Annotated in this window: 22 protein-coding genes, 1 pseudogene and 1 riboswitch; of the genes and pseudogenes, 12 read left to right on the forward strand and 11 right to left on the reverse strand. The window is 63.3% G+C overall.

Going from position 1 to position 25,922, the window contains the following annotated elements:
- Positions 1-240 precede the first annotated feature (240 nt).
- On the forward strand, positions 241-1,092 hold the full coding sequence (locus H9627_RS10685; protein WP_191734019.1) for a DUF1906 domain-containing protein: 852 nt from the start codon (positions 241-243) through the stop codon (positions 1,090-1,092).
- Positions 1,093-1,171: 79 nt separating this feature from the next.
- Here H9627_RS10685 and H9627_RS10690 read toward each other — a convergent pair whose 3' ends face one another.
- The 4 genes from H9627_RS10690 to H9627_RS10705 form a co-directional block, all read right to left on the reverse strand.
- A complete protein-coding gene (locus H9627_RS10690; RefSeq protein WP_318247782.1) occupies positions 1,172-1,981 on the reverse strand; it encodes a hypothetical protein in 810 nt (269 codons plus the stop codon).
- A gap of 108 nt (positions 1,982-2,089) precedes the next feature.
- The gene (locus H9627_RS10695; protein WP_191734020.1) at positions 2,090-3,745 is read right to left on the reverse strand and encodes a solute symporter family protein; all 1,656 of its coding nucleotides are present in this window, start codon (positions 3,743-3,745) and stop codon (positions 2,090-2,092) included.
- A gap of 6 nt (positions 3,746-3,751) precedes the next feature.
- Positions 3,752-4,033 (reverse strand): DUF485 domain-containing protein, encoded by a 282-nt coding sequence (locus H9627_RS10700; RefSeq protein ID WP_191734021.1) that lies wholly within the window; start codon positions 4,031-4,033, stop codon positions 3,752-3,754.
- 454 nt (positions 4,034-4,487) lie between these two features.
- Positions 4,488-5,345 carry an aldo/keto reductase gene (locus H9627_RS10705; RefSeq protein WP_404826209.1) on the reverse strand — a complete coding sequence of 286 codons (858 nt, stop codon included), beginning with the start codon at positions 5,343-5,345 and terminating at the stop codon, positions 4,488-4,490.
- Between the two features lie 110 nt (positions 5,346-5,455).
- Between H9627_RS10705 and H9627_RS10710 the strand changes: the two genes are divergently transcribed.
- Positions 5,456-6,907, forward strand: coding sequence for a carboxyl transferase domain-containing protein (locus tag H9627_RS10710; RefSeq protein WP_191734022.1), 1,452 nt, complete (start codon positions 5,456-5,458; stop codon positions 6,905-6,907).
- Here the strand turns inward: H9627_RS10710 and fkpA are convergent.
- Complete coding sequence (gene fkpA, locus H9627_RS10715; protein ID WP_191734023.1) at positions 6,904-7,260, reverse strand: FKBP-type peptidyl-prolyl cis-trans isomerase FkpA; 357 nt, start codon at positions 7,258-7,260, stop codon at positions 6,904-6,906. The genes H9627_RS10710 and fkpA overlap by 4 nt on opposite strands.
- A gap of 180 nt (positions 7,261-7,440) precedes the next feature.
- Complete coding sequence (locus H9627_RS10720; RefSeq protein ID WP_191734024.1) at positions 7,441-8,733, reverse strand: citrate synthase; 1,293 nt, start codon at positions 8,731-8,733, stop codon at positions 7,441-7,443.
- Between the two features lie 765 nt (positions 8,734-9,498).
- On the opposite strand from H9627_RS10720, the gene serC reads away from it, so the two are divergent.
- The 3 genes and pseudogenes from serC to H9627_RS10735 form a co-directional block, all read left to right on the forward strand.
- Entirely contained in the window at positions 9,499-10,629 is a 1,131-nt protein-coding gene (gene serC, locus H9627_RS10725; RefSeq protein WP_191734025.1) for a phosphoserine transaminase, read from the forward strand.
- Positions 10,630-10,781: 152 nt separating this feature from the next.
- Positions 10,782-11,843 carry a septation protein SepH gene (sepH, locus tag H9627_RS10730; protein ID WP_191734026.1) on the forward strand — a complete coding sequence of 354 codons (1,062 nt, stop codon included), beginning with the start codon at positions 10,782-10,784 and terminating at the stop codon, positions 11,841-11,843.
- 12 nt (positions 11,844-11,855) lie between these two features.
- Positions 11,856-12,728 (forward strand): annotated as a pseudogene (locus tag H9627_RS10735) (DUF6928 family protein); the annotation flags it as partial.
- Positions 12,729-12,944: 216 nt separating this feature from the next.
- Here H9627_RS10735 and H9627_RS10740 read toward each other — a convergent pair.
- Together H9627_RS10740 and H9627_RS10745 are read right to left on the reverse strand one after the other, a co-directional pair.
- Positions 12,945-13,781 carry a TrmH family RNA methyltransferase gene (locus H9627_RS10740; RefSeq protein WP_191734028.1) on the reverse strand — a complete coding sequence of 279 codons (837 nt, stop codon included), beginning with the start codon at positions 13,779-13,781 and terminating at the stop codon, positions 12,945-12,947.
- A gap of 2 nt (positions 13,782-13,783) precedes the next feature.
- The gene (locus H9627_RS10745; protein WP_318247783.1) at positions 13,784-15,127 is read right to left on the reverse strand and encodes an NCS2 family permease; all 1,344 of its coding nucleotides are present in this window, start codon (positions 15,125-15,127) and stop codon (positions 13,784-13,786) included.
- Between the two features lie 485 nt (positions 15,128-15,612).
- Between H9627_RS10745 and H9627_RS10750 the strand changes: the two genes are divergently transcribed.
- Genes H9627_RS10750 through H9627_RS10760 form a run of 3 tightly spaced genes read left to right on the forward strand, consistent with a single transcriptional unit; the run spans position 15,613 to position 17,678 of the window.
- Positions 15,613-16,293 carry an aminotransferase class IV gene (locus H9627_RS10750; protein ID WP_225213758.1) on the forward strand — a complete coding sequence of 227 codons (681 nt, stop codon included), beginning with the start codon at positions 15,613-15,615 and terminating at the stop codon, positions 16,291-16,293.
- An 11-nt stretch (positions 16,294-16,304) separates the two neighbouring features.
- Positions 16,305-17,135: a glutaminyl-peptide cyclotransferase gene (locus tag H9627_RS10755; RefSeq protein WP_191734031.1), complete on the forward strand. Its 831-nt coding sequence runs from the start codon at positions 16,305-16,307 to the stop codon at positions 17,133-17,135.
- A 15-nt stretch (positions 17,136-17,150) separates the two neighbouring features.
- Positions 17,151-17,678, forward strand: coding sequence for a DUF2771 domain-containing protein (locus H9627_RS10760; protein WP_191734032.1), 528 nt, complete (start codon positions 17,151-17,153; stop codon positions 17,676-17,678).
- Positions 17,679-17,803: 125 nt separating this feature from the next.
- On the opposite strand, the gene H9627_RS10765 is transcribed toward H9627_RS10760, so the two are convergent.
- Positions 17,804-18,187: a cold-shock protein gene (locus H9627_RS10765; protein ID WP_191734033.1), complete on the reverse strand. Its 384-nt coding sequence runs from the start codon at positions 18,185-18,187 to the stop codon at positions 17,804-17,806.
- 351 nt (positions 18,188-18,538) lie between these two features.
- A riboswitch (cyclic di-AMP (ydaO/yuaA leader) is annotated at positions 18,539-18,713 on the forward strand.
- Positions 18,714-18,720: 7 nt separating this feature from the next.
- On the opposite strand from H9627_RS10765, the gene H9627_RS10770 reads away from it, so the two are divergent.
- Complete coding sequence (locus tag H9627_RS10770) at positions 18,721-19,314, forward strand: resuscitation-promoting factor Rpf1 domain-containing protein (protein WP_191734034.1); 594 nt, start codon at positions 18,721-18,723, stop codon at positions 19,312-19,314.
- A gap of 201 nt (positions 19,315-19,515) precedes the next feature.
- Here H9627_RS10770 and H9627_RS14230 read toward each other — a convergent pair whose 3' ends face one another.
- Complete coding sequence (locus tag H9627_RS14230) at positions 19,516-19,707, reverse strand: hypothetical protein (RefSeq protein WP_225213759.1); 192 nt, start codon at positions 19,705-19,707, stop codon at positions 19,516-19,518.
- Between the two features lie 65 nt (positions 19,708-19,772).
- Between H9627_RS14230 and H9627_RS14315 the strand changes: the two genes are divergently transcribed.
- The 3 genes from H9627_RS14315 to H9627_RS10785 are packed head-to-tail and all read left to right on the forward strand — an operon-like array spanning position 19,773 to position 24,372.
- Positions 19,773-22,004 (forward strand): helicase-associated domain-containing protein, encoded by a 2,232-nt coding sequence (locus H9627_RS14315; RefSeq protein WP_191734035.1) that lies wholly within the window; start codon positions 19,773-19,775, stop codon positions 22,002-22,004.
- A 52-nt stretch (positions 22,005-22,056) separates the two neighbouring features.
- On the forward strand, positions 22,057-23,730 hold the full coding sequence (locus tag H9627_RS10780; protein ID WP_191734036.1) for a DNA repair helicase XPB: 1,674 nt from the start codon (positions 22,057-22,059) through the stop codon (positions 23,728-23,730).
- Complete coding sequence (locus H9627_RS10785; RefSeq protein ID WP_191734037.1) at positions 23,731-24,372, forward strand: DUF3239 domain-containing protein; 642 nt, start codon at positions 23,731-23,733, stop codon at positions 24,370-24,372.
- A 104-nt stretch (positions 24,373-24,476) separates the two neighbouring features.
- Here the strand turns inward: H9627_RS10785 and H9627_RS10790 are convergent, their stop codons facing one another.
- Complete coding sequence (locus tag H9627_RS10790) at positions 24,477-25,640, reverse strand: pyridoxal phosphate-dependent aminotransferase (protein WP_191734038.1); 1,164 nt, start codon at positions 25,638-25,640, stop codon at positions 24,477-24,479.
- Positions 25,641-25,922: the final 282 nt, after the last annotated feature.

Here is a 25,922-nt window from a genome sequence, read left to right on the forward strand (position 1 = left end):
ACGTAGCCGAGAAAGGTGAATGAACCCTCACGTTTAGCTGGCAATAGGTAGTTTTCGCAGGAAACATGGTTGTCATTGTGTGGAACATCACAAATAATGGGCGTGATTGGGGCGCTTTTCTGCGACCTCTGGCCACGATGGTCCCATGTTGTTATTGTTAACCACTGTTATCCCCTGTGATCCACTGTCAATCAGTGTTATTCACCGTTATTTTTGGGACCCAAGTGGGATCGGAGACTCATGAACACACCCATCAACCGCAGGACGTTCCTCAAGGTGGCCGCCGGTGCCGCCGCAGCAGGCGCGGCGGGCATCCTCGTGGCACCGAAGGCGACGGCCCTCGGCCCCATCCTGGGAACCGTCATCGACTACGCCGCCGGTCTACCCAGCGCGGCATCCATCAAGGCGGCGGGCCACCTGGGCGCGGTGCGGTATGTCTCCCAGCGTCGACCCGGCACCGAGTCATGGATGATCGGCAAGCCCGTCACCCTCGCTGAAACCCGCAGCTTCGCCTCCCTGGGACTGAAGACGGCTTCGGTCTACCAGTACGGCAAGGCCGGTAACGCGGACTGGCTCAACGGGGCCGCCGGCGCCGCGGTCCATGCACCACAGGCCATTGCCCTCCACGTGGCGGCGGGTGGACCCACCCGCCGGCCCATCTACGTCGCCATCGATGACAACCCGACGTGGACCCAGTACGTCAACCAGATCCGCCCCTACCTCCAGGCCTTCAAGACCGCACTCGAGGCCGCCGGATACAGCCTGGGCGTCTACGGAAACTACAACGTCATCGACTGGGCCGTCAACGACCGACTCGGTGAGTTCTTCTGGATGCACAACTGGGGTTCCAACGGCCGTATCCATCCCCGCACCACACTGCACCAGGTACGCATCGACAAGGACCGCCTGGACGGGGTCGGCATCGACATCAATCACGTCTACGCCCACGACTGGGGCCAGTGGACCCCCGGCAACGTGGTCGATGCTGCGGTCCCGCCGCTGCAGGGGTCCCAGCAGCCCCTCCCCCAGCCCGCCCTCAACCCGGAGACCATCTCCGAGGTCATGAAAGTACTGGGCACACTGTCCAGCTAGCTCACACACATCCAATGCACCCGGGCCGGGACACCATGTGGTGTCCCGGCCCGGGTGCATTCGTGTGCAGGCGGTCACGCTAGTCCCCCGCCGCCTGCTCCCGGACATCCCCCAGCTGATTCTCCACCAGCCGGGTGAGATCCTCCGCATCACCGGTCACCGCGGCCGCCACGACGAAGTCGGTACCGAAGGACACCGAGGAGTGCAGCATGCGATCATCGGACCATCCCCACTTGGTGCCGATGACACCGGGCAACACATGGGTGCCCCAATCCTGCTCGTAACCGTCCGCGGCGACCGGGTCGGCCGCGGCCATGGCCACCAGGATCGGCGAGGTGGGGGCCTCCTCCAGGAGCGTGGCGACGAATTTCGCCAGATCATAGGTGGAGGTCACCGAGTATCCCCAGCGGTCCGCCCCCCGGGTGGATAGCAGACCATATTTATCAGCTGTGGCATCGACAGCGGCGGGGTACTTCTCGAACAGTTGGCTGGCCGAGGCATCGGAGGAACTGTTGATCATATCCACCGCAGTGTACTTCTCTTCCACGGTGCCATTGTCCAGAACGTAATCGGCGATGTAGAGCTTGATCAGGCTGAGGGCTGGACGGGCAAACCGCTCGGTGGCGGTCCCCGTCCGGAAGTCCCCGTCCAGTTGCACATAAGTCACCTGGGAGCCGGTGGAGTTCTCCACAAAATCCGAATAGCTGGAATTACCCGTGATGTCCGACCCGGCGGAGACCGCGGTTTTCTCCACCTGCTGCCCTGTAACCTCCCCGGCATTCCCCCCGTCACCGGTGAGGATAATCAGCGGACCGCCCACGGCGATGACCACCGCGAGCAGAAACGTGGAAAGACGCCACCCGGGGTGGACGTAGGAAGATGACGACACGCCCAATAATCCTAATGCATAAAGAAACCACCACCGTTCCCGCGGGGGAACAGTGGTGGAATCTAGTGGGTGCGGACGACGCCACGCCGGTTCTGGTTCAGGTGATGACTAGTGGTCAACAGCCTTCTCGACGCCGACGCCGGTGAGGGAACGAACTTCCATCTCGGCTGCGAGGTCATCCATGTTGTCTGGCTTACCAACCATGGTGCCGATCCAGCCGGCGAGGAATGCCAGCGGGATGGAGATGATGCCCGGGTTCTTCAGCGGGAAGAAGGCCCAGTCAGCGCCGGGAACCATGGAGGTCTCGGTGCCGGAGACTGCCGGGGAGAAGAAGATCAGCAGCAGTGCGGAGATCAGGCCGGTGTAGATGGCGGCGACGGCACCGGTGGTGTTGAATTTCTTCCAGTACAGGGAGTACAGGATGGTCGGCAGGTTGGCGGACGCTGCGATAGCGAAGGCCAGGGCGACCAGGAAGGCGACGTTCTGGGTCATGGCCAGGATGCCCAGGACGATGGAGATGACACCGATGACGATAACGGTGATGCGGGAGACGCGGACCTGCTCGGCCTCGGTGGACTTGCCGTCACGGAGAACACCGTTGTAGATGTCGTGGCCGACAGCTGCGGAGGCGGTGATGGCCAGGCCGGCGACCACGGCGAGCACGGTGGCGAAGGCGACCGCGGAGATCAGCGCCATGAAGATGGAACCACCGAGTTCGAAGGCCAGCAGCGGGGCTGCGGCGTTCTGCGCGCCAGGCGCAGCCAGGATATCATCCGGTCCAACCAGTGCGGCAGCGCCGTAACCGAGGATGAGGGTCATCAGGTAGAAGGCACCGATGAGGACGATGGCCCAGGTGACGGACTTACGTGCCTCGAGGGCGGTGGGAACGGTGTAGAAGCGCATAAGGACGTGGGGCAGGCCGGCGGTGCCGAGCACCAGGGCGATGGCCAGGGAGATGAAGTCCAGCTGGGAGGTCAGGTTCGCACCGTACTGCAGGCCAGGCTCCAGGATCTGGGTGGCCTCGTAGCCCTTGTTGGCGAGGTGATCGGATGCAGCGTGGGTGGCCACGGCATCATCCAGCAGGGTGGAGATACCACCCTTGACCTTCCAGAAGGTCAGGACAGTCATGACGCCCACGCCACCGACCAGCAGGACAGCCTTGATCATCTGGACGTAGGTGGTGCCCTTCATGCCGCCCAGGAGGACGTAGGCGATCATCACGATACCGACGATGCCGACCACAAGGGCCTGCCAGACGAACTCGTGGATGTTGAGCAGAACGGACACGAGGGAACCTGCACCGGCCATCTGGGCGATGAGGTAGAAGAGACTCACGGCAAGGGTACCGAAGGCGGCGGCCACGCGGACCGGCTTCTGCTTCAGGCGGAAGGACAGCACGTCCGCCATGGTGAAGCGACCGACGTTACGCAGTGGCTCGGCCACCAGCAGCAGGGCCACGAGCCAGGCCACGAAGAAGCCGATGGAGTAGAGGAATCCGTCGTAACCATTCAACGCGATGGCGCCGACGATACCGAGGAAGGAGGCGGCTGACAGGTAATCGCCTGCGATGGCGAGGCCGTTCTGGGTGCCGGAGAAGGAGGCGCCACCGGTGTAGAAGTCGGTGGATTCGCCGGAGCTCTTACCGACGCGCATCACCACGGTCATGGTGACGACGATGAAGACAACGAAGACAGCGATGTTGAGGATCGGGTTACCGACACCCTCAGGTGTCGCTTCCTGTGCGAGGAGAAGGGTTGAGTTCATTGTGGTTTAGCCTTCCATCTTCTTGCGGATTGCAGCCTGGCGGGGCTCAAGGTTCTTATTCGCGAACAGAATGTAGACGTAGGTGATCACGAAGGTGGTGACGAACTGGAGCAGTCCGAAGATCAGGCCGATGTTGATGGATCCGAACACCGGGGTGGACATCCACTCACTGGCGAAGGTCGCAATAAGCACATAAGCGATGTACCACACGAAGAACGCGATGGTCATCGGGAATGCGAAGGAGCGGAACTTGCTGCGGAGCTCACCGAACTCCTGGCTGTTCTGCATGTCCCGGAATTCTTGAGCTGTCGGCTGGCGACGCTCCCGGATTGAAGGTTCTGCACTCACTGGAAATTCATCTCGCTTTCATATCCCTCGAGCAGGGTGTTGGTAACCGGTTTCCGGGGGAGGTGCCGGCCTCCCCCGGGAACTGAATGATCTCACTACATTTCGCCAACGACCGGAAAATTATGTTGTCGGTCACAGCTAAACGTGTGAATGTGAAGTTACCTAACTCACATTGCAATGCGATAGCGATTAAAGAAACTTTTCCCAAACTTCCACACCCGATACACCCGAAAACCATTCTGACCAGCGGTTATAGACGCTGACGATCTACCCCCAAAAGAGTACAGAGTGATGACTTTGTTAACTCTGTAAACGTACGGTTGCAATAGTTAACGGGCTTCACATACCGGCTTTTCTGGCACCTTTTCCGTTTCTGGGGTTAATATCGGGCAGGTTAGGCTGGAAATTCCTCGGGGTCATGGAACAGACGGCCCATTCCCGGCTCATCATCGAGTGCGGTGATATGGCCCATCTCCTCCATCGAAAGTTCGAGGCCGTGCACATCCAGATTGCTGCGGAGACGCCCCGGATCGGATGATTTCGGGATGGCCACCACCCCCAGTTGGACCAGCCATCGCAGCACCACCGCGGATGCCGGGACACCGTGTCGGCCCGCGATCCCGGTGATGACCGGATGCGACAGGACCCCACCCCGCGCCAGTGGCGCCCATGCGGTGGTGACCACGCCGAGCCTGTCGTGCAACGCTCTCAGGGATGCCTGGCTGAATCCCGGGTGCAGTTCCACCTGGTTCACCGCCGGGACGATCCCCGTGGTGGCCACGAGATCCTCCAGCACCCCGGCGTAGAAATTGGCCACGCCGATCGACTGCACCTGCCCCAGCCCCTGGATCTTCGCGATCGCCTCGAAGGTCTCGTTGTACAGTCCCTGCCGCGGGCACGGCCAGTGGACGAGGTACAGATCGAGATAATCAAGGCCCAGGCGCGTCAGTGAGGCCTGGAAGGCCCGGGCTGCCTGGTCACGGCCGTGGTCGTCGTTCCACACCTTGGAGGTGATGAACAGCTCATCGCGGGTGACCTCACCCGACCTGATGGCATCGGCGACGGCGCGACCGACCTCCACCTCATTGTCATAGAGTTTCGCAGTGTCGATGTGGCGGTACCCCATACTGATGGCCTCACGGACGGTCCGGTAGGCTTCCTCGCCGTACATCTGCCAGGTCCCCAGCCCGATCTGGGGGATCTCGGACCCGTCGGTCAGGCTCAGTGTCGGACTCGGTGTCGGGCTCATCATCGGATTTGATGCATCGTGGTGTGTCATACCCTCATTCAACACCACCCGCGCCCACCCCGAGCAGCCTCAACCTCCGAAATAACAGGCCCGGAATCGTTAATGTTGAGACCATGACACGAACCTCCGCCAGGGATCTGATCGATCAGGTATTGGACAAGGACAGCTTCCGCTTCTGGGACACTCCCCCGGAGTACGGGGAGATAGGTGATGATTACCGGGATGCACTCGCCCGCGCCCGGGAGAAATCCGGGGTCGATGAGGCGGTGATCACGGGTGAGGGCACGGTGGACGGTTCCCGCGTGGCGTTCATCGTCTCTGAGTTCGCCTTTCTCGGCGGTTCGATCGGTGCCGCCACCTCGCGCCGCCTGATCCAGGCCATCCACCGGGCGACGCAGGAGCGTCTCCCGCTGCTGATCTCCCCGTGTTCGGGTGGCACGCGGATGCAGGAGGGCACCCCGGCCTTCGCCATGATGATCTCCATCACCACGGCCGTCTACCGGCACAAGGATGCCCATCTGCCGTTTCTGGTGTACCTGCGCAACCCCACGATGGGTGGGGTGATGGCCTCATGGGGTTCCGCCGGTCATTTCACCTATGCCGAGCCGGATGCGCTCCTGGGTTTCCTCGGTCCCCGCGTGGTGGAGCTGACCACCGGCACCCCCATGCCGGAGGGCGTGCAGCGTGGCGAGAACCTCGCCGGGCACGGGGTCATCGACGGGGTGGTCTCCCCCACCCAGCTGCGTGCGGCGGTGGTCAAGATCATGAGGGTGTTGGGGGAGGCGTCGCCAAGCACGCCCCGTGAGCTCGCCGCACCCGGGGAACCCCGTGGCGCGTGGGAGTCGATCATGATCACCCGGGAACCCGGTCGCCCCGGGGTGGCCGACCTGGTGTCGCGCCTGGGACGGAATGTGGTGACACTCTCCGGCACGGGCGACGGTCGGATCTCGCGTGCAACCACGGTGGCGCTGGCCCGAATCGGGGGCCGTCCGGTCGTACTCATCGGGCAGGACCGGCACCACCTCCCGCTCGGGCCGGCGGCCCTGCGTTTCGCGCGCCGCGGTATCGCCCTGGCCAGGGAGCTGCAGCTGCCGATCATCAGCATCATCGACACGCCCGGCGCGGAACTGTCGCAGGAGGCGGAGGAGCGCGGGCTCGCCGGGTCCATCGCCCGGACCTTAGGCGAGCTTGTCGACGCTCCGGTGCCCACCGTCTCCATCATCCTCGGCCAGGGCTGTGGGGGCGGTGCGCTGGCCATGCTGCCCGCCGATCGGGTGCTGGCGGCGGAGAACGCCTGGCTGTCCCCCCTCCCCCCGGAGGGCGCCTCGGCGATCATCTACCGCGACACATCCCACGCCCCGGAGATGATGGAACGGCAGGGGGTGTCCGCACACGCGATGTTGGACTCCGGGATCATCGACGGGCTCATCGCGGAAAACAACGACTTCATCGGCGAGGTCGTGGCCGCCATTGACAACACCCTCCACGAATTGGAAACCAATCCGGAGAGGGTGGGGCGGGAACAGCGTTTCAGGCACTATGAGCGCCTGGCTGAACTGAACTAGGCGCTGATCAGGTCGATGATGAAGACCAGGGTGCGGCCGGACAGGGGGTGTCCGCTGCCCTCAGGGCCGTAGGCGGCCTCCGGGGGGATGGTCAGCTGACGACGTCCGCCGACCTTCATGCCCGGGATGCCCTCCTGCCAACCGGCGATCAGGCCGGTGAGCGGGAACTGGTTCGTCTGGCCACGGTCCCAGGAGGAGTCGAACTCCTCGCCGGTCTCGAAGTCGACACCGACGTAGTGGACCTCGACGACGCCACCGGGCTGCGCCTCGGCTCCCTCACCCACGATGAGGTCCTTGATCACCAGGTCGTCTGGCACCGGTCCGGTCTGGGCTTCAATCTGTGGCTTTTCCATGAGGTTCACATGCTCCTTGAAAGATCGTGACGATGGTGGGGTTCGGATGCCGTGTCCCCGTGTGGCCCCTGACGGGGTCTCCCGGGACACAGCAAAGGCCGGAACCATTGCCTGTCATTATGACAGATTCACTGGCTCCGGCCGAAGCGGGTCGCACCGAAGGCGCGTCAGACCCGTTGCCTAGCGCTCTTCGCGGGGGACGATCTTGCGTGCGGTCTCACCGGTGTAGATCTGGCGAGGACGGTTGATCTTGGCACCCGGATCAGCGAGCTGCTCGCGGTAGTGGGCGATCCAGCCCGGGAGACGGCCGATGGCGAACAGGACGGTGAAGAAGTCCGTCGGGAAGCCCATGGCGCGGTAGATCAGGCCGGTGTAGAAGTCCACGTTCGGGTACAGCTTGCGGGAGATGAAGTAATCGTCGTTGAGAGCGATCTCCTCCAGCTTGAGAGCCAGATCCAGCAGCGGGTCGCCACCGAGGTGCTCGAGGATCTCGTGGGCGGTGTCCTTGACGATGGCTGCACGCGGATCGTAGTTCTTGTAGACGCGGTGTCCGAAGCCCATGAGGCGGACACCCTTCTCCTTGTTCTTCACGCGGTTCATGAAGTCGGTTGCGTCGCCGCCGTTGGCTGCGATCTCCTCGAGCATCTCGAGAACAGCCTGGTTGGCGCCACCGTGCAGTGGGCCGGAGAGTGCGTTGATGCCACCGGCGATGGAGACGAACATGTTCGCCTGTGCGGAGCCGATCATGCGGACGGTGGAGGTGGAGCAGTTCTGCTCGTGATCTGCGTGCAGGATGAGCAGCTTGTCGAGGGCCTTGACCATGATCGGGTCAACCTCGTACGGCTCGGTTGGGTAACCGAACATCATGCGCAGGAAGTTCTCACGGGCATTGAGGGAGTTATCCGGGTACATGTACGGCGCACCCTTGCGGGCACGGTGTGCGTACGCAGCCAGCATCGGAACCTTCGCCATCAGGCGGACGGTTGCCTTGTCCAGCTGAGCCTCATCCAGGGGATCAAGCTGATCCTGGTAGTAGGTGGAGAGGATGTTAACCGAGGAAGCCAGGGTGGCCATCGGGTGGGCATCGCGAGGGAAGACATTGAACTGGGACTTGAAGTCCTCGTCCAGCAGGGTGTGGTGACGAATCTCGTCGTTGAACTTGTGAAGCTCATCCGGGGTCGGGAGCTCACCCTTGATCAGGAGGTAGGAGACCTCATTGAAGGTGGCGTTTTCGGCCAGATCCGCAATGTCGTAGCCGCGGTAGCGCAGGATGCCTGCATCACCATCGATGTAGGTGATCTTGGATTCGGTGGAACCGGTGCTGACGTAACCGGGGTCGAAGGTGACCAGGCCGGTTTCTGACAGCATCTTACCCAGGATGACACCGGAGTTACCCTCGGTGGCCTGCTTGATGTCCATCTCGAATTCGCCGCCAGGGTAGTGCAGTACAGCCTTGTTGTTATCAGAAGCCACGATTTCCCTTTCAAACTTTTTGTCGGTTCCCCCCGGGTTGCGGGAGTTCACCAGATTCAATAACCAGGTCGGACGCATCACGTGCAGCCAGAATGTTGTTGCGCGACACAAAAGTTTCCAAACCGGTCCGTTTAACACGCTATACCGACAAATGCCGTTTAGCCATATCCCGGTTAAGGGCCACTTCCCCCCTCTGCGGACTTGGATACCCACCTTTCCCAACCACCCACACCCACCGTAGTCAGTAGGTGCGGTCACGCCGGGAATTGTGCCGTCTTCCTGCTATTCACTTGTGTTTCGTCATATCAATTGCAGGTGGAAAACCGTACTTTTCCACCTGATTTCCATTAGCGCCATTCCGCCAAGGAGTGGAGCATGGCACAGTTTAGCAAAGGTTGTGATGTGTGCGACAAAAAACCCGAACTTTTTTCTTTCCGCATGTAAACCATGTGTTCAAAACCCAACTACAGGGGATATTCGCAGGGTTGAAAACAAAATCCGGCGCAGTAATAGGCACTACCCCCAATATGGTGATAAATCACCTACCGGACGTACCGGGGAGGGGTGATGCGTCGATAGGCATACCCGGTCTGGAACCCCCGCGCATTTTTCGGGACAATCCCCCGAAATGGGCGGGTTTTGTGGGACGTGGACACAGGCACCGGGGTGCTGTGGGGTTATAGTGATCAAGTCAGATAAGGCGGGGGCCGCTAACCGACCTCTTACCTACGCCTCACTTCCAAGCGCAGAAAGTTGCCCGAAGACATGACCGACTTCCCCACCCTGCCCTCCGAGCTCATCCCCGCCGACGGCCGCTTCGGCTGCGGTCCCTCCAAGGTCCGCCCCGAGCAGATCCAGGCGATCGTTGACGGCGCATCCTCCATCATCGGCACCTCACACCGCCAGCCGGCCGTGAAGAACGTCGTCGGATCCGTCCGCGATGGACTCTCCGAACTCTTCTCCCTGCCCGAGGGCTACGAGATCATCCTCTCCCTGGGTGGTGCCACCGCATTCTGGGATGCCGCGACCTTCGGCCTGATCGAGAAGAAGTCCGGTCACCTCTCGTTTGGTGAGTTCTCCTCCAAGTTCGCCAAGGCCTCCAAGCTGGCACCGTGGCTGGAGGAGCCCGACGTGGTCACCGCAGAGCCGGGCGATGCGCCCGAGCCACAGGCCTTCGAGGGTGCGGACGTCATCGCCTGGGCCCACAACGAAACCTCCACCGGCGCCATGGTCCCGGTCACCCGTCCCGAGGGCTCCGAGGGCTCCCTGGTCACCATCGACGCCACCTCCGGCGCCGGTGGCCTGCCCGTCAACATCGCCGACGCCGATGTCTACTACTTCTCCCCGCAGAAGTGCTTCGCCTCCGACGGTGGCCTGTGGCTGGCTGCCATGAGCCCGGCCGCCCTGGAGCGCATCGAGAAGATTAACTCCTCCGACCGCTTCATCCCCGAGTTCCTCAACCTGCAGACCGCAGTGGACAACTCCCTGAAGAACCAGACCTACAACACCCCGGCCGTGGGCACCCTGCTCATGCTGGACAACCAGGTCAAGTGGATGAACGACAACGGTGGTCTGGACGGCATGGTTGCCCGCACCACCGCCAACTCCTCCGTCCTCTACGACTGGGCCGAGGCACGCGAGGAGACCACCCCGTACGTTGCGGATGCAGCCAAGCGCTCCCTCGTCGTGGGCACCATCGACTTCGATGACTCCATCGACGCAGCCGTCGTGGCCAAGATCCTGCGCGCCAACGGCATCCTCGATGTCGAGCCGTACCGCAAGCTCGGTCGCAACCAGCTCCGCGTGGGTATGTTCCCCGCCATCGACACCGTTGATGTGGAGAAGCTGACCAAGGCTATCGACCACATCCTCGAGGGTGGCTTCGCCAAGAAGTAACACCCGCGCAGGCCTTTCCTGCAGGACGCGCTGCCCCGGTACCACCCCGGTACCACGGAGCAGCGCGTTTTTTCGTTAAGCTGGGTAAACACATCACGGTGGTGCCCCCTTGAAGTAAACTCACCGTCATCACTGAAGCCAAAGGAGTCAACATGCGGGAAATCTTCCTCGTCAGCGGTGATTCCACCGAATCGTCCCTGGTGTTCAAGACCTCCCACGAGGACGGTGCCGAGGAATTCTTCATCGCAGTCACCGACGAGCTCCGGGATATCGTGGCCGGTCACCCGGCACCCGCCCCCGTCGCTGACACGGATGCCAACGGTGTCTACGTTCCCGGAGGTGCCGTGCACCTCTCCCCCGTCAGTGCAGATACCGACCCGGTTACCCCGGAGGATCCGGAGACCCCGGATGCCGCTGCCACTGACCCTGCCGAGGTTCCCCCGGCCCCCACGGCGCGCAGCCCGCGGGAGGAACGGGAGATCGACCCCCGCATCAGCGCACCCCTGATCATGTCCCCGCGGGAAATCCAGTCACGTATCCGCGCCGGTGCCACCGTCGCTAATGTCGCTGAGGAAAACGGTGTGACCGAGGCCCGCATCGAACCCTATGCCCACCCCGTGCTCCTGGAGCGTGCCCGCATCGCGGAACTGGCCAAGCAGTCACATCCCGTACGCGAGAACGGCCCCGCCAAGCTCACCCTGTGGGAGATTCTCGCCACCGCCTTCGCGGCCCGCGGTCATGACCTGACCTCCGCGGTGTGGGATGCCTACCGGGATACCTCCAACCAGTGGATCGTCCGGGTGGACTGGAAGGCCGGACTCAGCGACAACCACGCTGAATGGTCCCTCAACCTGCACAACACCAGTTCCCCCACCTCTGATCCACGCACCCCGGTGGCAGCCGACCTCATTGATCCTGATTTCATCCAGCCCGTCCGCACCCTGACCTCGGTCCGCGGTGGACACTATCCGGGGGATGACGGTTCGGACTATAAGGATGCCGGCGAGGATGACCGTCGCACAGACGAGCACGGGAACATCCCCGACGGACAGACCGACCCCACCGACGCGGATGACGACGTCACCGCAGCCGAGGGTGAGACCGGACGCGCGACGGAGGAGGCACCACGAAACCGGCGTCGTAAAGCGGTCACCCCACACTGGGAAGATGTTCTGCTGGGAGTTCGCGCCAACACCCGGCGCCCGAAGAAATAGGACTGATCAGTCATGCCTCAACAGCTGGGAGAGAATGCGGCCATCGTCACCTTCTGGTTTGTGACGGCAGCCGATCCGCACGCCATCATCCGGTCGGGACCACGTGCCGACCGCGGATTCGGCCGCAAGTATCTGGCGCAGCTGAACCCCGCGTGGCCGATCACACCCATCGGCCAGTTCTCGCTGAGCAGGTCCGCCCCCGCCTCGGCGAATGAGTTCTACATCGCCGGTTTTCCCGGTGTCACCATCATCCAGACCGCCCTCGAGGATGTCTCCTCCATGGAGTCACTCGATCCCCGCATCCTGAAATCCGTGCCGGCCTCGGACATCTATGTCTTCGCCGAGAACGAGCACACCACCCTGGGTGGGTTCGCCCACATCAGGGGCGATACCATCAAACGTTCCTTCATCGCCCGCGAGGAACGCGTCTTTGAGGACATCGGGGTCCCCGGGGGCTTCGAGGCACCCTACTGGGCCGGTAAGAAGGGTGAACGGACCAGCCCACTGTCCCTGCCCTTCAACCCGATCGAACTGGTCCGGGAGGCACAGCGCGCCTGGTTGGGATTCGATCCCGCCACCTCACCCGATATCAATGTGGTCGCCTTCGCCGTGGACGGACGTCCGGAACCCCGGATCGCCGCCCCGCGACGGCAGGTATCCGTGGATGAGATCACCCAGAACGCCGCCGAGAAACTCGGTCTGCGCGAATCAGCGGACTACGACGACTACGAACGGCATGACATCCCAGACCGGGTGGTGCCCCACCGGGTCGTCGACGGCGCCGGCAAGGTCGCCCGCGCCGCCCAGAGCCTGGGTAAAACCCTGTTCAGGGCGGGCAGGGAACTCAGCTCCACCATGGCGGAACGGCTCAGGAACACCGACCGCAAGACAACCCCGGCCCCACCGGAAACAGCTTCTTCTTCGGGGGCTGCGGCGACTCCCGGGACTCCGGAGGCAGAGCGCAGCACTGGTGCGGAAGCCACCCGAGGCCGGGACAGAAACAGCGCCCGCCCGAGGGACCGTCGTCCCGGCGCGGATGAGGACCTCTACACGGGAGACTCCGCCGGAGATTCCAGGGAGTAGGCCCTCAGGGCCGGTATTTCAGTCCCGGTGGCGCTGGGAACGATCGCGTTCATAGAAGGCGATGGCCGCGGAGGTCGCCAGGTTGAGGCTGTCCGTCCCGGGTGCCATGGGGATCCGGGCGCGCACATCTGTGGCTCTCATGGCGTGTTCGGTCAGTCCCGGCCCCTCGGCGCCGACGAGGAGTGCAACCTTCTCCCTCCCCGCCAGGGCGTCCTCCAGGTGGACGGCCTCCGGATCCGGGGTGAGGGAGACGAGGTGGAAGCCGGCGTCGGAAAGCTCGGTCAGGGACCGCTGCCACGTGGTGTAGGTGCCGGCCAGATGCGCGTACGGGAGGCGGAGGACGTGCCCCATGGATACCCGCACGACGCGTCGGTAGAGCGGGTCGGCGCAGCCGTTGCCGAAGAGGAGGGCATCCACTCCCATGCCCGCGGCGTTGCGGAACATGGAGCCGATGTTCTCATGGTCGCCGACGCCCTCCAGGATCACGACCGTGCGTGCGTCCTCGAGCACCTCTGCCACGGTGGGTTCCTCGACGCGGTCTGCGGCGGCCAGGAGACCGCGGTGCATGTCGAATCCCGCGACCTCTGCCAGCACCTCCCGGGTGACCTCGTAGACGGGGATGTCACCCACCTCGTGCTCGGCGAGGAAGGCATCCAGCTTGCCCCGGAATCCGACCAGTGCGCGGACCGGGAACCGGGATTCCAGCAGGCGGCCGGTCACCAGTGGTCCCTCCGCGATGACCAGGCCCTTGCCACCGGGGAGGTCGGGGCGTGAATCGGAATGGTTGAGATCGCGGAAGTCATCCAGCCGGGGATCAGCCGGGTCGGTGATGGTGATGCGCTCTACGTCTATCACGGTCAGGACACCGCGGACATGATCGGATCGATGCCGAAGAACACCACGAACAGGGCGGCGACCAGCCACATCAACCAGTGGACCTGCTTGCCCTTACCCGCGGCGGCGGCCATGACGGCATACATGATGAAGCCGACACCGATGCCATTGGCGATGGAGTAGGTGAACGGCATGGTGACAATGGTGAGGAAGGCCGGCAGGGCGATGTAGAACTTGGAGAAATCGATCTCGCGGATCTGGCCCATCATCATCGCGCCGACGATGACCAGGACCGGGGCGGCGGCCTCGATCGGGACGATCTCATACAGCGGGGTGAGGAACATCGCGAGCAGGAACAGACCACCGGTGACGAGGTTGGCCAGGCCGGTACGGGCACCGTCGGCCACACCGGCGGAGGAATCTGCGAAGACGGTGTTGGAGGATGCGGAAACCGCACCACCGACAATGGCTCCGGCACCCTCGACGACGAGGGCCTTCTTGATGTCCGGCAGATTGCCGTCGGCATCGGTGAGGTTGCCTTGTTTGCCCAGCGCGGTCATGGTGCCCATGGCGTCGAAGAAGTTGGCCAGCACGAGGGTGAACACCAGGAGACTGGCGGCGAGGACACCCACGCGGGTGAATGCACCGACGAGATCGAATGCACCGACCAGGGACAGGTCGGGAACACCACCGAAGGAGTTGGGGATGCCCGGAACCGCAAGCGACCAACCCTCAGGGTTGGGTTCGCCGTCCTCGAAGGAGGCGCCCGCACCGAAGATCGTCTCGGCGATGATGGCAATGACGGTGGTACCCAGGATGCCGATGAACAGGCCACCGCGAACACCACGGACGACGAGGATGCCGCACAGCAGGACACCGATGATGAACACGAAGGTGGGCCAGGAGGCGATTGACCCGTCGATACCGAGGGTGACGGGGACGGTGGTTCCGGCGGCGTCGGGGATACGACGGACGAAACCGGCATCCACCAGACCGATCATCGCGATGAACAGGCCGATGCCGACACTGATGGCGGCCTTCATGGACTGCGGGATGGCACGGAAGACAGCGGCGCGGAATCCCGAGACCGCCAGGATGACGATGACGATGCCGTCGATGACCACCAGGCCCATGGCCTCCGGCCAGGTCAATCCCTCACTGGCGACGAGGGTGACTGCGACCAGGGTGTTGAGGCCCAGGCCCGCCGCGATACCGAAGGGATACCGGGCGATCAGACCGAAAGCGATGGTCATGACACCGGCGGCCAGCGCAGTGACCGCCGCGACCTGGGGGATGCCGAGGGTATTACCGTTGATGTCCTCGGTGGTACCGAGGATCAGCGGGTTGAGGATGATGATATAGGCCATCGCGAAGAAAGTGACCACACCGGCACGGATCTCCGTGGCGATGGTCGACCCCCTCTCGGAGATGGAGAAATAACGGTCCAGGGCACCCCTGGTTCCCGTTGTGTTTTTCGACGTCATTACCGCAAACCTGTTTCTATGCTGGGAAGCGCCCCGGCTGGGGACGCACTGAAAGCGACGCGTCTGCATCCCGCCCACTGCCTGCGGTACACGGTCCATCCATCGGTCCATCCATTGGTCCATCCATGGTGGGCGTCCACAACCGGCAATCGGTTAGGTGCTATGAGTGCGTGGAAATTGTTTCACCCCTACCCGTTGGCAGGCAACTCCTGTGGCAGAAAGACGGGTGAATAACGGCCCACGTCAACTAAACCCATGGCTGAGATGCTACTATTTGGCTGTCCTCCATTAATTTGGAAGTTATTTGGCAGCCGTCAGATCTAGAACGGAAGGTGCATCGACACACCGTGGTGGCCACAAGTTTTCACATGATCAACGGCCGAGTCCGGGCGTTTTCCGCCCATATGGAGCGTTTGGTCACCCAGATCCCTGCAACAGCTGCGTACGAGGATGAGATCCGCGCGAGACTGCGCTCCGCAGGACCCGATGTCTTTGTCACCATCCTGGCGGAGAACCACGGTTTCAATGTAGAGGCCCGTCCGTCCCGCCCCTTCTCCCCCACCATCACCGTAGATGCCCACGGGCACGCCGATGAGCGGGAAAGCCCCGGTGTCAGGGGCCGTGATCAGGCCTGGCAGTCCAGCACCCACGCCGCGTCACGTCGTCGTGGCGCCGACACCGGCCTGCTCATCAACGAACGTGGCAGGGCCATCAGCCCCATTGAGGGATCATTCCTCGTCCTCCGGGGTGACATGGTCTTCCACTCCACCCACGAGCGTGCCCTGCCGTCGGTGTCGGAGGCCCCGGTGATGAACTACCTCCTCACCCAGGGCGCCACCCCCAAGGCCCGCCCGGATGGTTTTGACATCGAGGAGATGCGCAGCGCCGAGGTGTGGTTCATCAGTTCCTTCAGAGGCATCCAGCTGGTGGAGGCCTGGGTGGAATACGGCAGCGTCTTCCGCATCGGGGAGAAGCGACCGGTGGCGGCGTTCATGCCGACCTTCTCCGAGGTGAACCAACACCTGTGGGATGAGGCGGAGACGGTTTAGAATCAGCAAGCATGCTGCCCAATAAATTGTCTGTCCTCCCCGGGGTGCTGTCCGTCGCCCTGTCCTCAGCCCTGTCCTCCGGGTGTTCCACGGCTATGGATGCCCCCGGTTCCCCCGATTCCTCCCCGTCACCCACGGGAACGGTTGAGCGTCTCATCCCGGAGATCATCACTGTCCATCCTTTCGATGACACCGTCTTCACCCAGGGCCTGGAGGTCGACGGGGATCAGCTGTTGGTGGGCACCGGCCAGTACGGCGGTTCGGAGATCTTCCGCACCACGCCCGGCGGTCAACGCGTTGATATCCAGCCGCTGGAGGACCGGTTCTTCGGTGAGGGCATCACCCGCACCGATGACCATGTGTGGCAGTTGACCTGGAAGGCGGGAACCGCCTTCAAGCGGGATGCCGGGACCCTGGAGGAGATCGACCGTGTCTCCTATGAGGGTGAGGGCTGGGGACTGTGTTCCTTCCAGGACACCCTCATCATGTCAGATGGCACCAATGAAATCCGACACCTGGATCCGGACACTTTCGAGGAAACCTCCCGGGTCGCGGTCACACTCGACGGACAACCGGTCACCGGCATCAATGAGCTCGAGTGCGTGGAAGGCGAGGTCTACGCCAACATCTTCCTCGCCACCGACATCCTCCGGTTCGATCCCGACACCGGCGAGGTCACCGCCGTCATCGACGGTTCGGCGCTGCCCAACAATGCCCTGCCCGATCCGAACAACGTGCTCAACGGCATCGCCCACATCCCCGGGAGTGATCGTTTCTACCTCACCGGTAAACGCTGGCCCGACCTCTACGAGGTCCGGTTCGTCGACGCCGATCAACGCTGACTAGAATCAGATCCCATGGCTAGTCGGAAGACCAAACGCAAGAACTTCATCCAGATCGCGGCGCTCCTGGTGGCGGTGGTGATCGTGGTGGTGATCTCTGTCGTATTCCAGAACTGGTGGAATAGCCGCCCCGAACCGGAACCGGAGACCGTTTCCCTCACCGCCAGCTCCCCCGCCGGTGAGATCGAGGTCTTCCCGTACAGCATCTGCGAGCCGGGTGTGGAGTGCGAGGAGAACGATGTTCCCACCCTCGCGGTCGGTGCGGATGAGGAACTGCGACTGACCATCCCCGAGACCGTCCACGACCATGACTGGTACCTGCTGACCATCTACGATGACCCGGCAGCCAACGACGAGATCTACCACACCAGCTATGAAGCAACCGAGGCCACCATTCCCGGTTCGGTTGATCCCCTGACAGAGGGCGGCGAACGTCCCCGCCTGGTGGTCGTGGAGGTGACCTCCGTGATGATCGGCACGGATGATAATGGTGAGGAGACCCCCTACACCACCACCTGGTCCCTGGCCACCGTGGAGCAGTAGGAGCCGCGACACCGCTGCACCAGCCCACCCGCAGATATGACAACGGTCCCCGGGGTTCAGATCACGCTGAACCCCGGGGACCGTTGCCGTATCAGGTTGCCGTACCCGGCTGCTACACCTCGTTGTTATGCCTCGAGTTCCTTGGCCACGGCGCGCAGGATCTTGGCCACCTGCTCCCCGACCTTGCGGTCCGGGTAGTGGCCCTTGAGCAGCGCCGGCTGCACGGTTCCCTCCAGCATGGTCACCATGTCGGAGATGATCCCGTTGAGTTCCTCGGGCTTATGGGCGTGCTGTGGGCGACGGCGTGGGGTGTCCAGCACCTTCACGCGCAGGGCCTGGGGACCTTTACGCCCCGCGGCGAAGTCGAATTCGATGCGCTGCCCCTGGTGGAGTTCGGTGACCCCCTTGGGCAGGACCTGCTTGCCCACGAAGCAGTCCTCCTCACCCGGATTGGAGACAAAGCCGAAACCACGCTCAGGGTCATACCATTTCACAGTTCCGACAGGCACGTGCCCTCACCACTTTCTTCCTCGAGAAAACCAACCACTAGCTAAAAGTACGAAGAGACTATTATACACCTCGCCCGGTGCCACTAAAATCCGTCAAAAGCCCCCTTGAGTTACGGAAAGAACCGTTTTGTGACATACCTCACAGACCCGTCAGCCATTGGGGTGACCTGCGCAAATCCCACCTCCCCCACCCCACGCTTGGTGAAGAACGTATAAAAAACGTGACACAATCGTGACCTACCGGCTACGGTGTCCCTCAGGCACTGCAGCAGTTCGTCACATCCGGCTCATCGCCAAACCCTGTCTGGGGCTGGAGGGTGAACATTTACCGCAGATGCATCAGACCTTAAAAAACCACACACGCTTCTACCCGGTAGAAGACTTGCAGACAGGGACGGGGAACCCACCTGCCCATCACGGGCACCGGAGGTAACTCCTTGGGGTGAAGCCGAAGTTCTTCTTCGGCAGGGCACATCCTCCGCCCTAACCCGACAGCTAACCTCGACGGCGACAGATGAGAGGACATGCTTTTCATGGGACGTCATTCCGCCAAGACCGCTACCCCGTTCGTCAAGATGGCTGCCACCACCGTTGCTTTCGGTGCCGCCGCTGTGGCCTTCGCCCCGGCAGCCTCCGCAGCCCCCGACTCTGACTGGGACCGCCTCGCAAACTGCGAGTCCGGTGGTAACTGGGCCATCAACACCGGCAACGGCTACCACGGTGGCCTGCAGTTCTCCGCCGGCACCTGGCGTGCCTACGGTGGCGCTGAGTTCGCACCGTTCGCCTACCAGGCCTCCCGCGAGCAGCAGATCGCTGTCGCCGAGCGCACCCTCGCCGGCCAGGGCTGGGGCGCATGGCCAGCCTGTTCCAGCAAGCTGGGACTGAACTCCGCCCCCACCCCGCGTAACCTCAATCCGGCTCCCGCACCTGCACCGGCTCCGGCCCCTGCAGCAGCACCGGCCGAGTACCGTGCCACCGTGGGCGCCAACACCAACCCGGCTGTCGGCTCCAGCGACCTCAACTCCGTCCAGGGCATCTACGACACCGTCGCCGGCACCCTGGCGCAGTACGGTGTGCAGATCCCCGCAGAGGTCGAGGCACACTACAACGCCTTCGTCGGCCGCTAGAAACACCTGCACTGACAACACCAGAAGGGCGGGCCCTCCCACAGCATGGGAGGGCCCGCCCTTTTGCGTATGCGCTCGGCCAATCGGAGCCCCCAGGCCACACCTGCCCCACCCCGCGCACCGCAGCCATAAAGAAACCCCCGCCTGGCGGACCATCAGGTCCGTCAGGCGGGGGTCTGCTTGAGGACCCGCGAAAACTCTCTAGCGGTTGATACGGGTGTACGGGTGGACGTAGCCGATAGTCTCGGCCGGGACCGGGAGTTCCAAATCGTCGCCCCATGGGCTGGACGCACCAGCGTAGGGAGCAATGAGTTCAGTGACTACGTGACCTTCGCTTGGGTCGTGATCGGGCCAAGCCGGATCAACGTAACCCTTCTTCTCTACATTTGCCATGTTTCCCATTGTCTCAAATCCGGCGAACAAAAGTCACCTCAACTGCACCTAAACTTGGGGACATCATGAAAAAAGATTCCCCCGTTCCCACCCTCACGGGGTGGTTGGAGCAGCTCGACGATGACCAACTGTCTGGAATTCTCCGTAACCGACCTGACACTGCCCTGCCTCTACCTCCTGGTTTAGGCTCCCTTGCTGCACGTTTGCAATTGCGTGCCTCCATCCAGCGTGCTGTCCACAAACTGTCCGCCCTCGAGTTGGCCGTGCTGGAGGCCGCTGCCAACGCGGGTGCGGAACTCAACCCGATTACTGCCCCCGAAGTGGTGGACCGACTCCACCGGGCCCTGCGTCATTCCACCGCCGTGCCCACCGCCGAACAGATCGGTAAGGCGCTGGACCGTCTCCGGCAGCTGGCTCTGGTCTTCGGTGGGGAGCGGTTCATGATCCTCCCCGAGACCATGGCCACGCTTCCCGCCAACTGGCAGCTGTTGCCGGAGGAGCACGGGATGAGCCTGACGTTTGGGGAGGCGTCGCAAAGCATTGAGGCGCTGCCCGCGCGTCACCGCAAGATCCTGGTCACGCTGGTCACCTCCAACGGGCTGGGGCTCACCCGTGATGCCGCGCTGTCCGCGGATCCCGCACGCCCGATCCCCCAGCTGATCAAGGCAGGTCTGCTCTCGCGTGTGGATGAGCAGACCGTCAAGCTGCCGGGCGTGGTGCGGCGCGTGCTGGAGGGCCAGGAGGACACCGCCTGGCGTGTGGTGCCCGTCGAACCCAGCGCGGTCCCGGGCGCAGACGATGCGGGTATCGCCGCGGGGCTCGAGGTGGTGCGCCTGCAACGGATGCTTATCGACGCCCTCTCCACCGCCCCGGTATCCACCCTCAAGGAGGGAGCGCTCGGCGTGCGCATGGTCACCCGCCTGACCCGCGAGCTGCAGGTGGATGAACAGCAGGTCGCCAGGGTGGTCGGCCTGGGTGTGGCCAGCGGACTGCTGCGCCGTGGGGTGCCTGATCCCCTCCCGGCCGATGACGACGGCGGTGACTATATCGCGCCGACCCCGGCGGCCGATGAGTGGCTGCAGGCCCCCCTGGCCGAGCAACTCGCCCACCTGATGCGTGGCTGGTGGACGCAGACCTTCGCCGCCTGGCTGGTCGGCGAGGCCGATGAGAAGAACAAACCCATCCACCTGCTCAGTCCGGCCTCCCGACGGGATACGCTGCCGGAGACCCGCGCCATGATCCTGCAGTCCCTGACCCGGGTCAACGAGGATGATCTGGAGGCGGATCTGTTCTTCCACCATCCCCTGGCTGCATCCCGTATTCCGCGGGACACCATCAGTCACCTCCTGGAGGAGGCCCGCTGGATCGGTGCGGTGGCTGAGGGGGGCGTGACCTCGCCGGCGCGGGTGTTGGCGAAGTCCCCGGCGGGCGTGATCCCTGAGATCGCGGACATCGCCGCGGCGGTCCGGGCCCCGAAACCGGTGGATTACTTCATCGTCCAGGCCGATTACACCGTCATGGTGCCCGGTCCCCTCCAACCGGAGATGCAGAAGATCATCGGGCAGCTCGCCGATCTGGAGTCCCCGGGTCTGGCCAGTGTGTATCGCATCAGTGAGGCGTCGCTGCGCCAGGCGATGGATCTGGGGCTCACCGCCGCGGAGATCGAGGATTTCCTCACCCAGCACAGCGCCACCGGGCTGCCCCAGTCGGTGGCGTACCTGCTGCAGGACATCGCCCGTCGGCACGGCACGCTGCGTGGTGGACCCGCCATGTGTTATCTGCGCAGTGATGATCCGGCCCTGCTGCACTCCGCGGTGGAGGCCGCAGGTGCACTGGGGCTGCGCCAGATCGCGCCGACCGTGGCGGTGTCCAACGCCTCCCTCATCGAGGTGATCACCGCCCTGCGCAAGGCCGGTATGCAGCCGGTGGCGGAAGATGCCCTGGGGGCCAGCCTCGATCTGGCACCGCGACCGGCCCGTGTGCCGTCCGCGGAACAACCCCGGTCCGCCGGCCCGCTGGATGAGAGTCGCATCAGGGCGGCGGTGGCCGCGATCCGACGTGAGGAGGTGGCCCGAACCGGAACGGTCTCCGATCAGCCCACCCTGGCGGTGCTGCAGGCGGCGGTGCGGGGACAGCGGACGGTGACGCTGGGGTTCGTCGATAAGCAGGGGGTTGCGGTGCACCGGACGGTCAAGCCCCTGACGGTCAACGCCGGCCAGGTCGACGCGCTGGATGAAAGCACCGGCGCCGTGCACCGTTTCATGTTGCACAGGATCACAGAGGTGATAGTGGACTAGTGGGAAAACAGTGACATAATGGAGGTTTGTATATCGATAGGAGACACACTTAGTGGCCTTTGGCGATGGACCTCTGATCGTCCAATCCGACAAAACCGTTCTGCTGGAAACCGGTCATGCGCTGGCCGGTGAAGCCCGCGCCGCACTCGCGCCCTTTGCCGAGCTGGAGCGCGCACCTGAGCACGTCCACACCTACCGCATCACCCCGCTGGCACTGTGGAACGCCCGCGCCGCGGGCCACGACGCGGAGCAGGTGGTCGACGTCCTCGAGCGGTACAGCCGTTTCCCCGTCCCCCAACCCCTGCTTGTCGACGTCGCCGAGACCATGTCCCGCTACGGCCGTGTGCGCATGCACAAACACCCCGCCCATGGTCTGATTCTGGAATCCGCCGAACCGGCGATCCTCGTGGAGATCTCCCGCCACAAGAAGATCAAGCCGATGCTGGGACAGCAGCTGGATCCCGAGACCATCGCGGTGCACCCCTCCGAGCGGGGCCGGTTGAAGCAGGAACTGCTCAAGATCGGTTGGCCGGCCGAGGACCTGGCCGGATATGTCGACGGTGAGGCGCACCCCATCGCGCTGTCCACCGAGGTGGAGGACTGGTCGCTGCGCGACTACCAGCAATACGCCGCCGACTCCTTCTGGGAGGGTGGCTCCGGCGTGGTGGTGCTGCCCTGTGGTGCCGGCAAGACAATGGTGGGTGCAGCCTCCATGGCCAGGGCCCAGGCCACCACCCTCATCCTGGTCACCAACACCGTCGCCGGGCGCCAGTGGAAGGATGAGCTGCTGCGCCGCACCACCCTCACCGAGGAGGAGATCGGCGAATACTCCGGTGAACGCAAGGAGATCCGCCCGGTCACCATCGCCACCTACCAGGTGGTCACCCGCCGCACCAAGGGCGAATACAAGGCGCTGGAGCTGTTCGACTCCCGCGACTGGGGTCTGATCATCTACGACGAGGTACACCTGCTGCCCGCCCCGGTGTTCCGCATGACCTCCGATCTGCAGTCCAGGCGTCGGCTGGGCCTGACCGCCACCCTGGTGCGCGAGGACGGCCGCGAGGGGGACGTGTTCTCCCTGATCGGCCCGAAGCGTTACGACGCCCCGTGGAAGGACCTCGAGGCCCAGGGTTTTATCGCCACCGCCGACTGCGTGGAGGTCCGCACCACCATGACCGATGCCGAACGCATGGTCTACGCCACCGCGGAGACCGCCGACCGCTACCGTCTGGCCGCCACCGCCCACACCAAAACGCGTGTGGTTCGCAGGATCTTAGAACAGCATGAGGGTCAACCCACCCTCATCATCGGCGCGTACCTGGACCAGCTGGAGGACCTCGGGGCGGAATTCGACGCCCCCGTCGTGGACGGTAAGACCTCCAACAAGAAACGCGGGGAGTTGTTTGATAAATTCCGTTCCGGCGAACTGAATGTGCTGGTGGTGTCCAAGGTGGCGAACTTCTCCATCGACCTGCCCGAGGCCGCCGTGGCCATCCAGGTCTCCGGCACCTTCGGTTCCCGCCAGGAGGAGGCCCAGCGTCTGGGCAGGCTCCTGCGACCCAAGGCCGACGGCGGCGAAGCCCACTTCTACTCCGTGGTCAGCCGCGACACCCTGGACACCGAGTATGCCGCCCACCGACAGCGGTTCCTCGCCGAACAGGGTTATGCCTACCGGATCATCGACGCCGACGATCTCCTCTTCCCCATTACCGAGAAAGAAACATAGATGAAGCACTTCTCCTTTGACGTCGACGAAGCCTACGCCCGGAAGAACAACGAGTTCCTCCGCGACACCAAACGCCTCCAGATCTCCGCATTCTTCTTCGGCCTGGTGCTGCTGGCGATCGGCGGGGTGTTGTACTACCTCGCCGACGGCGCCGTCTGGGGCTGGATGGTCCTCATCGTCATGGGCATCATGGCGGCCCTGAGCTTCATCATGATCCCGATCCTGCCCCGCCAGGTCGGTTCCGCGGCCTCCCTCTACAACCGGTACCCCCTGGTCCCGGCCGTGGTTGCCGAGATCAATCCCCGCGATGTGGTGCTGCTGACCCTGGTCAACACCAATGTGGATGAGACCCTGCCCCCACGCTGGGGCCTGGCGGTGCGCACCATCAACCGCCTGGGCGTGCATGAGCGCAAACTGGGTGAACGTGTGCCATCCGTCGCCGTCAGTGGCCGACGCACCATGCGCGACCAGGACCACTGGGATGAGGTCAGCCCCATGCCGATCACCTGGGGCACCACGGATGCCGATGTTGTCCGTCGCGCCGAGAAGACCATCCCCCACGACCTGTGGAGCAAGCTGGAGAAGAACCGCAGCAGGCTCGACGAGGTCAAGAACACCCGCATGAACCTGCTGGTGCTCTAGAGAGTTTTCCGAAGGAACCTGCTGCCGGTGGCGGCCGCTGAGAAATCGGTGGTTGCCACCGGCTTTTTGTCTGCCTGGGTGGACCCCGGGGCGACCTTCTGTCGTTACAGGGAGCCGGCCGCGCGCAGCCGCTGTGCCGCCTCCCGCAGTGTGTCCTCCTGTTTGCAGAACGCGAACCGTACCTTCGAGGACCACTGTTCGGGCTTGTCGACGAACGCCTGCACCGGGATCGCAGCCACCCCGACCCGGTCAATGAGATCGAAGCAGAACTCCGCACCATCACGCTCGCCGATATCTGCGACGACGAAGTACGTGCCGTGGGAGTCGTGGACCGTCAGGCCCGCCTCGGTCAGCGCGTCTGTGAGGATGTCCCGCTTGGTCTGCAGCCCCTTGCGCATCTGCTTGACCCACGGCTTCTCATGGGTGATGGCATGGGCGACAGCGGGTTGGAACGGTGTGGCCCCCACGTACGACATGAACTGCTTCGCCCGGATGACCGCATCGAGTATCGGGGCGGGTGCCAGCGCCCAGCCGGTCTTCCATCCCGTGACGTTGAAGGTCTTGGCTGCCGAGGAGACCGTGATCGTCCGATCCCACATGCCCGGCAGACTGGCAACAGCGGTGTGGGAGACCTTGTCGAAGGTCAGATGCTCATACACCTCGTCAGAGAGCACCAGCAGATCATAGGCACGGGCGATACCCGCCAGGGCTTCCAGTGACCGCTTGGAGAACACCGACCCCGTGGGGTTGTGCGGACTGTTGACGATGATCATGCTCGTCTTCTTCGTCACCGCGGCGTGGACAGCATCGGTGTCGAGCACCCAGGTGTTGTCCTCCTCCTTCAGGGGCACGGCCACGCGGGTCGCGCCAGCCAGGGCGATGGCTGCGGCGTAGGCATCGTAATAGGGTTCCAGGACGATCACCTCGTCCCCGGGTTCCACCAGTCCGAGTACCGACGCGGAGATCGCCTCGGTGGCGCCGACGGTGATGAGGACGTCGGTGTCGGGGTTGTAGTCGAGTTTGAAGCGTTTATGTCTGTCCTTTGCCACAGCCGTGCGCAGGCCCAGCTCTCCCCTGCCCCCGGAGTACTGGTTGTTGCCCCCGAGGATCTGCTGGGAGGCAATCTCGAGCATCTGTGCCGGCCCGTCCTCATCGGGAAATCCCTGCCCCAGGTTGATGGCACCCACCTCGTTGGCCCGCTGGGTCATGGTGGCAAAGATGGTCTCCCCGAAGGGACGCAGACGCTTGACGACGTACTTGTTCTTCATGTCGGCAACTCTATTTCATGCCGCGAAATCATTCGTGGTCAGCCTGCCATAATCCGGGGGTTAGACATCAAAAAAGGGGGTGTGGTGAACCCCGGGAAACCCCGTGAATTCACCACACCCCCTACTACCGCATAGTGGACACATAAAAATGTGTGACCGTATCACCCACCACGGGGTGATACGGTCACACACATATCTATCTTTTTTAAGTTGTTGGTCGGCGGTCACCTACTCTCCCACACCCTCCCGAGTGCAGTACCATCAGCGTAACCAGGCTTAGCT

Source organism: Corynebacterium gallinarum (assembly GCF_014837045.1).
Taxonomy (GTDB): Bacteria; Actinomycetota; Actinomycetes; order Mycobacteriales; family Mycobacteriaceae; genus Corynebacterium; species Corynebacterium gallinarum.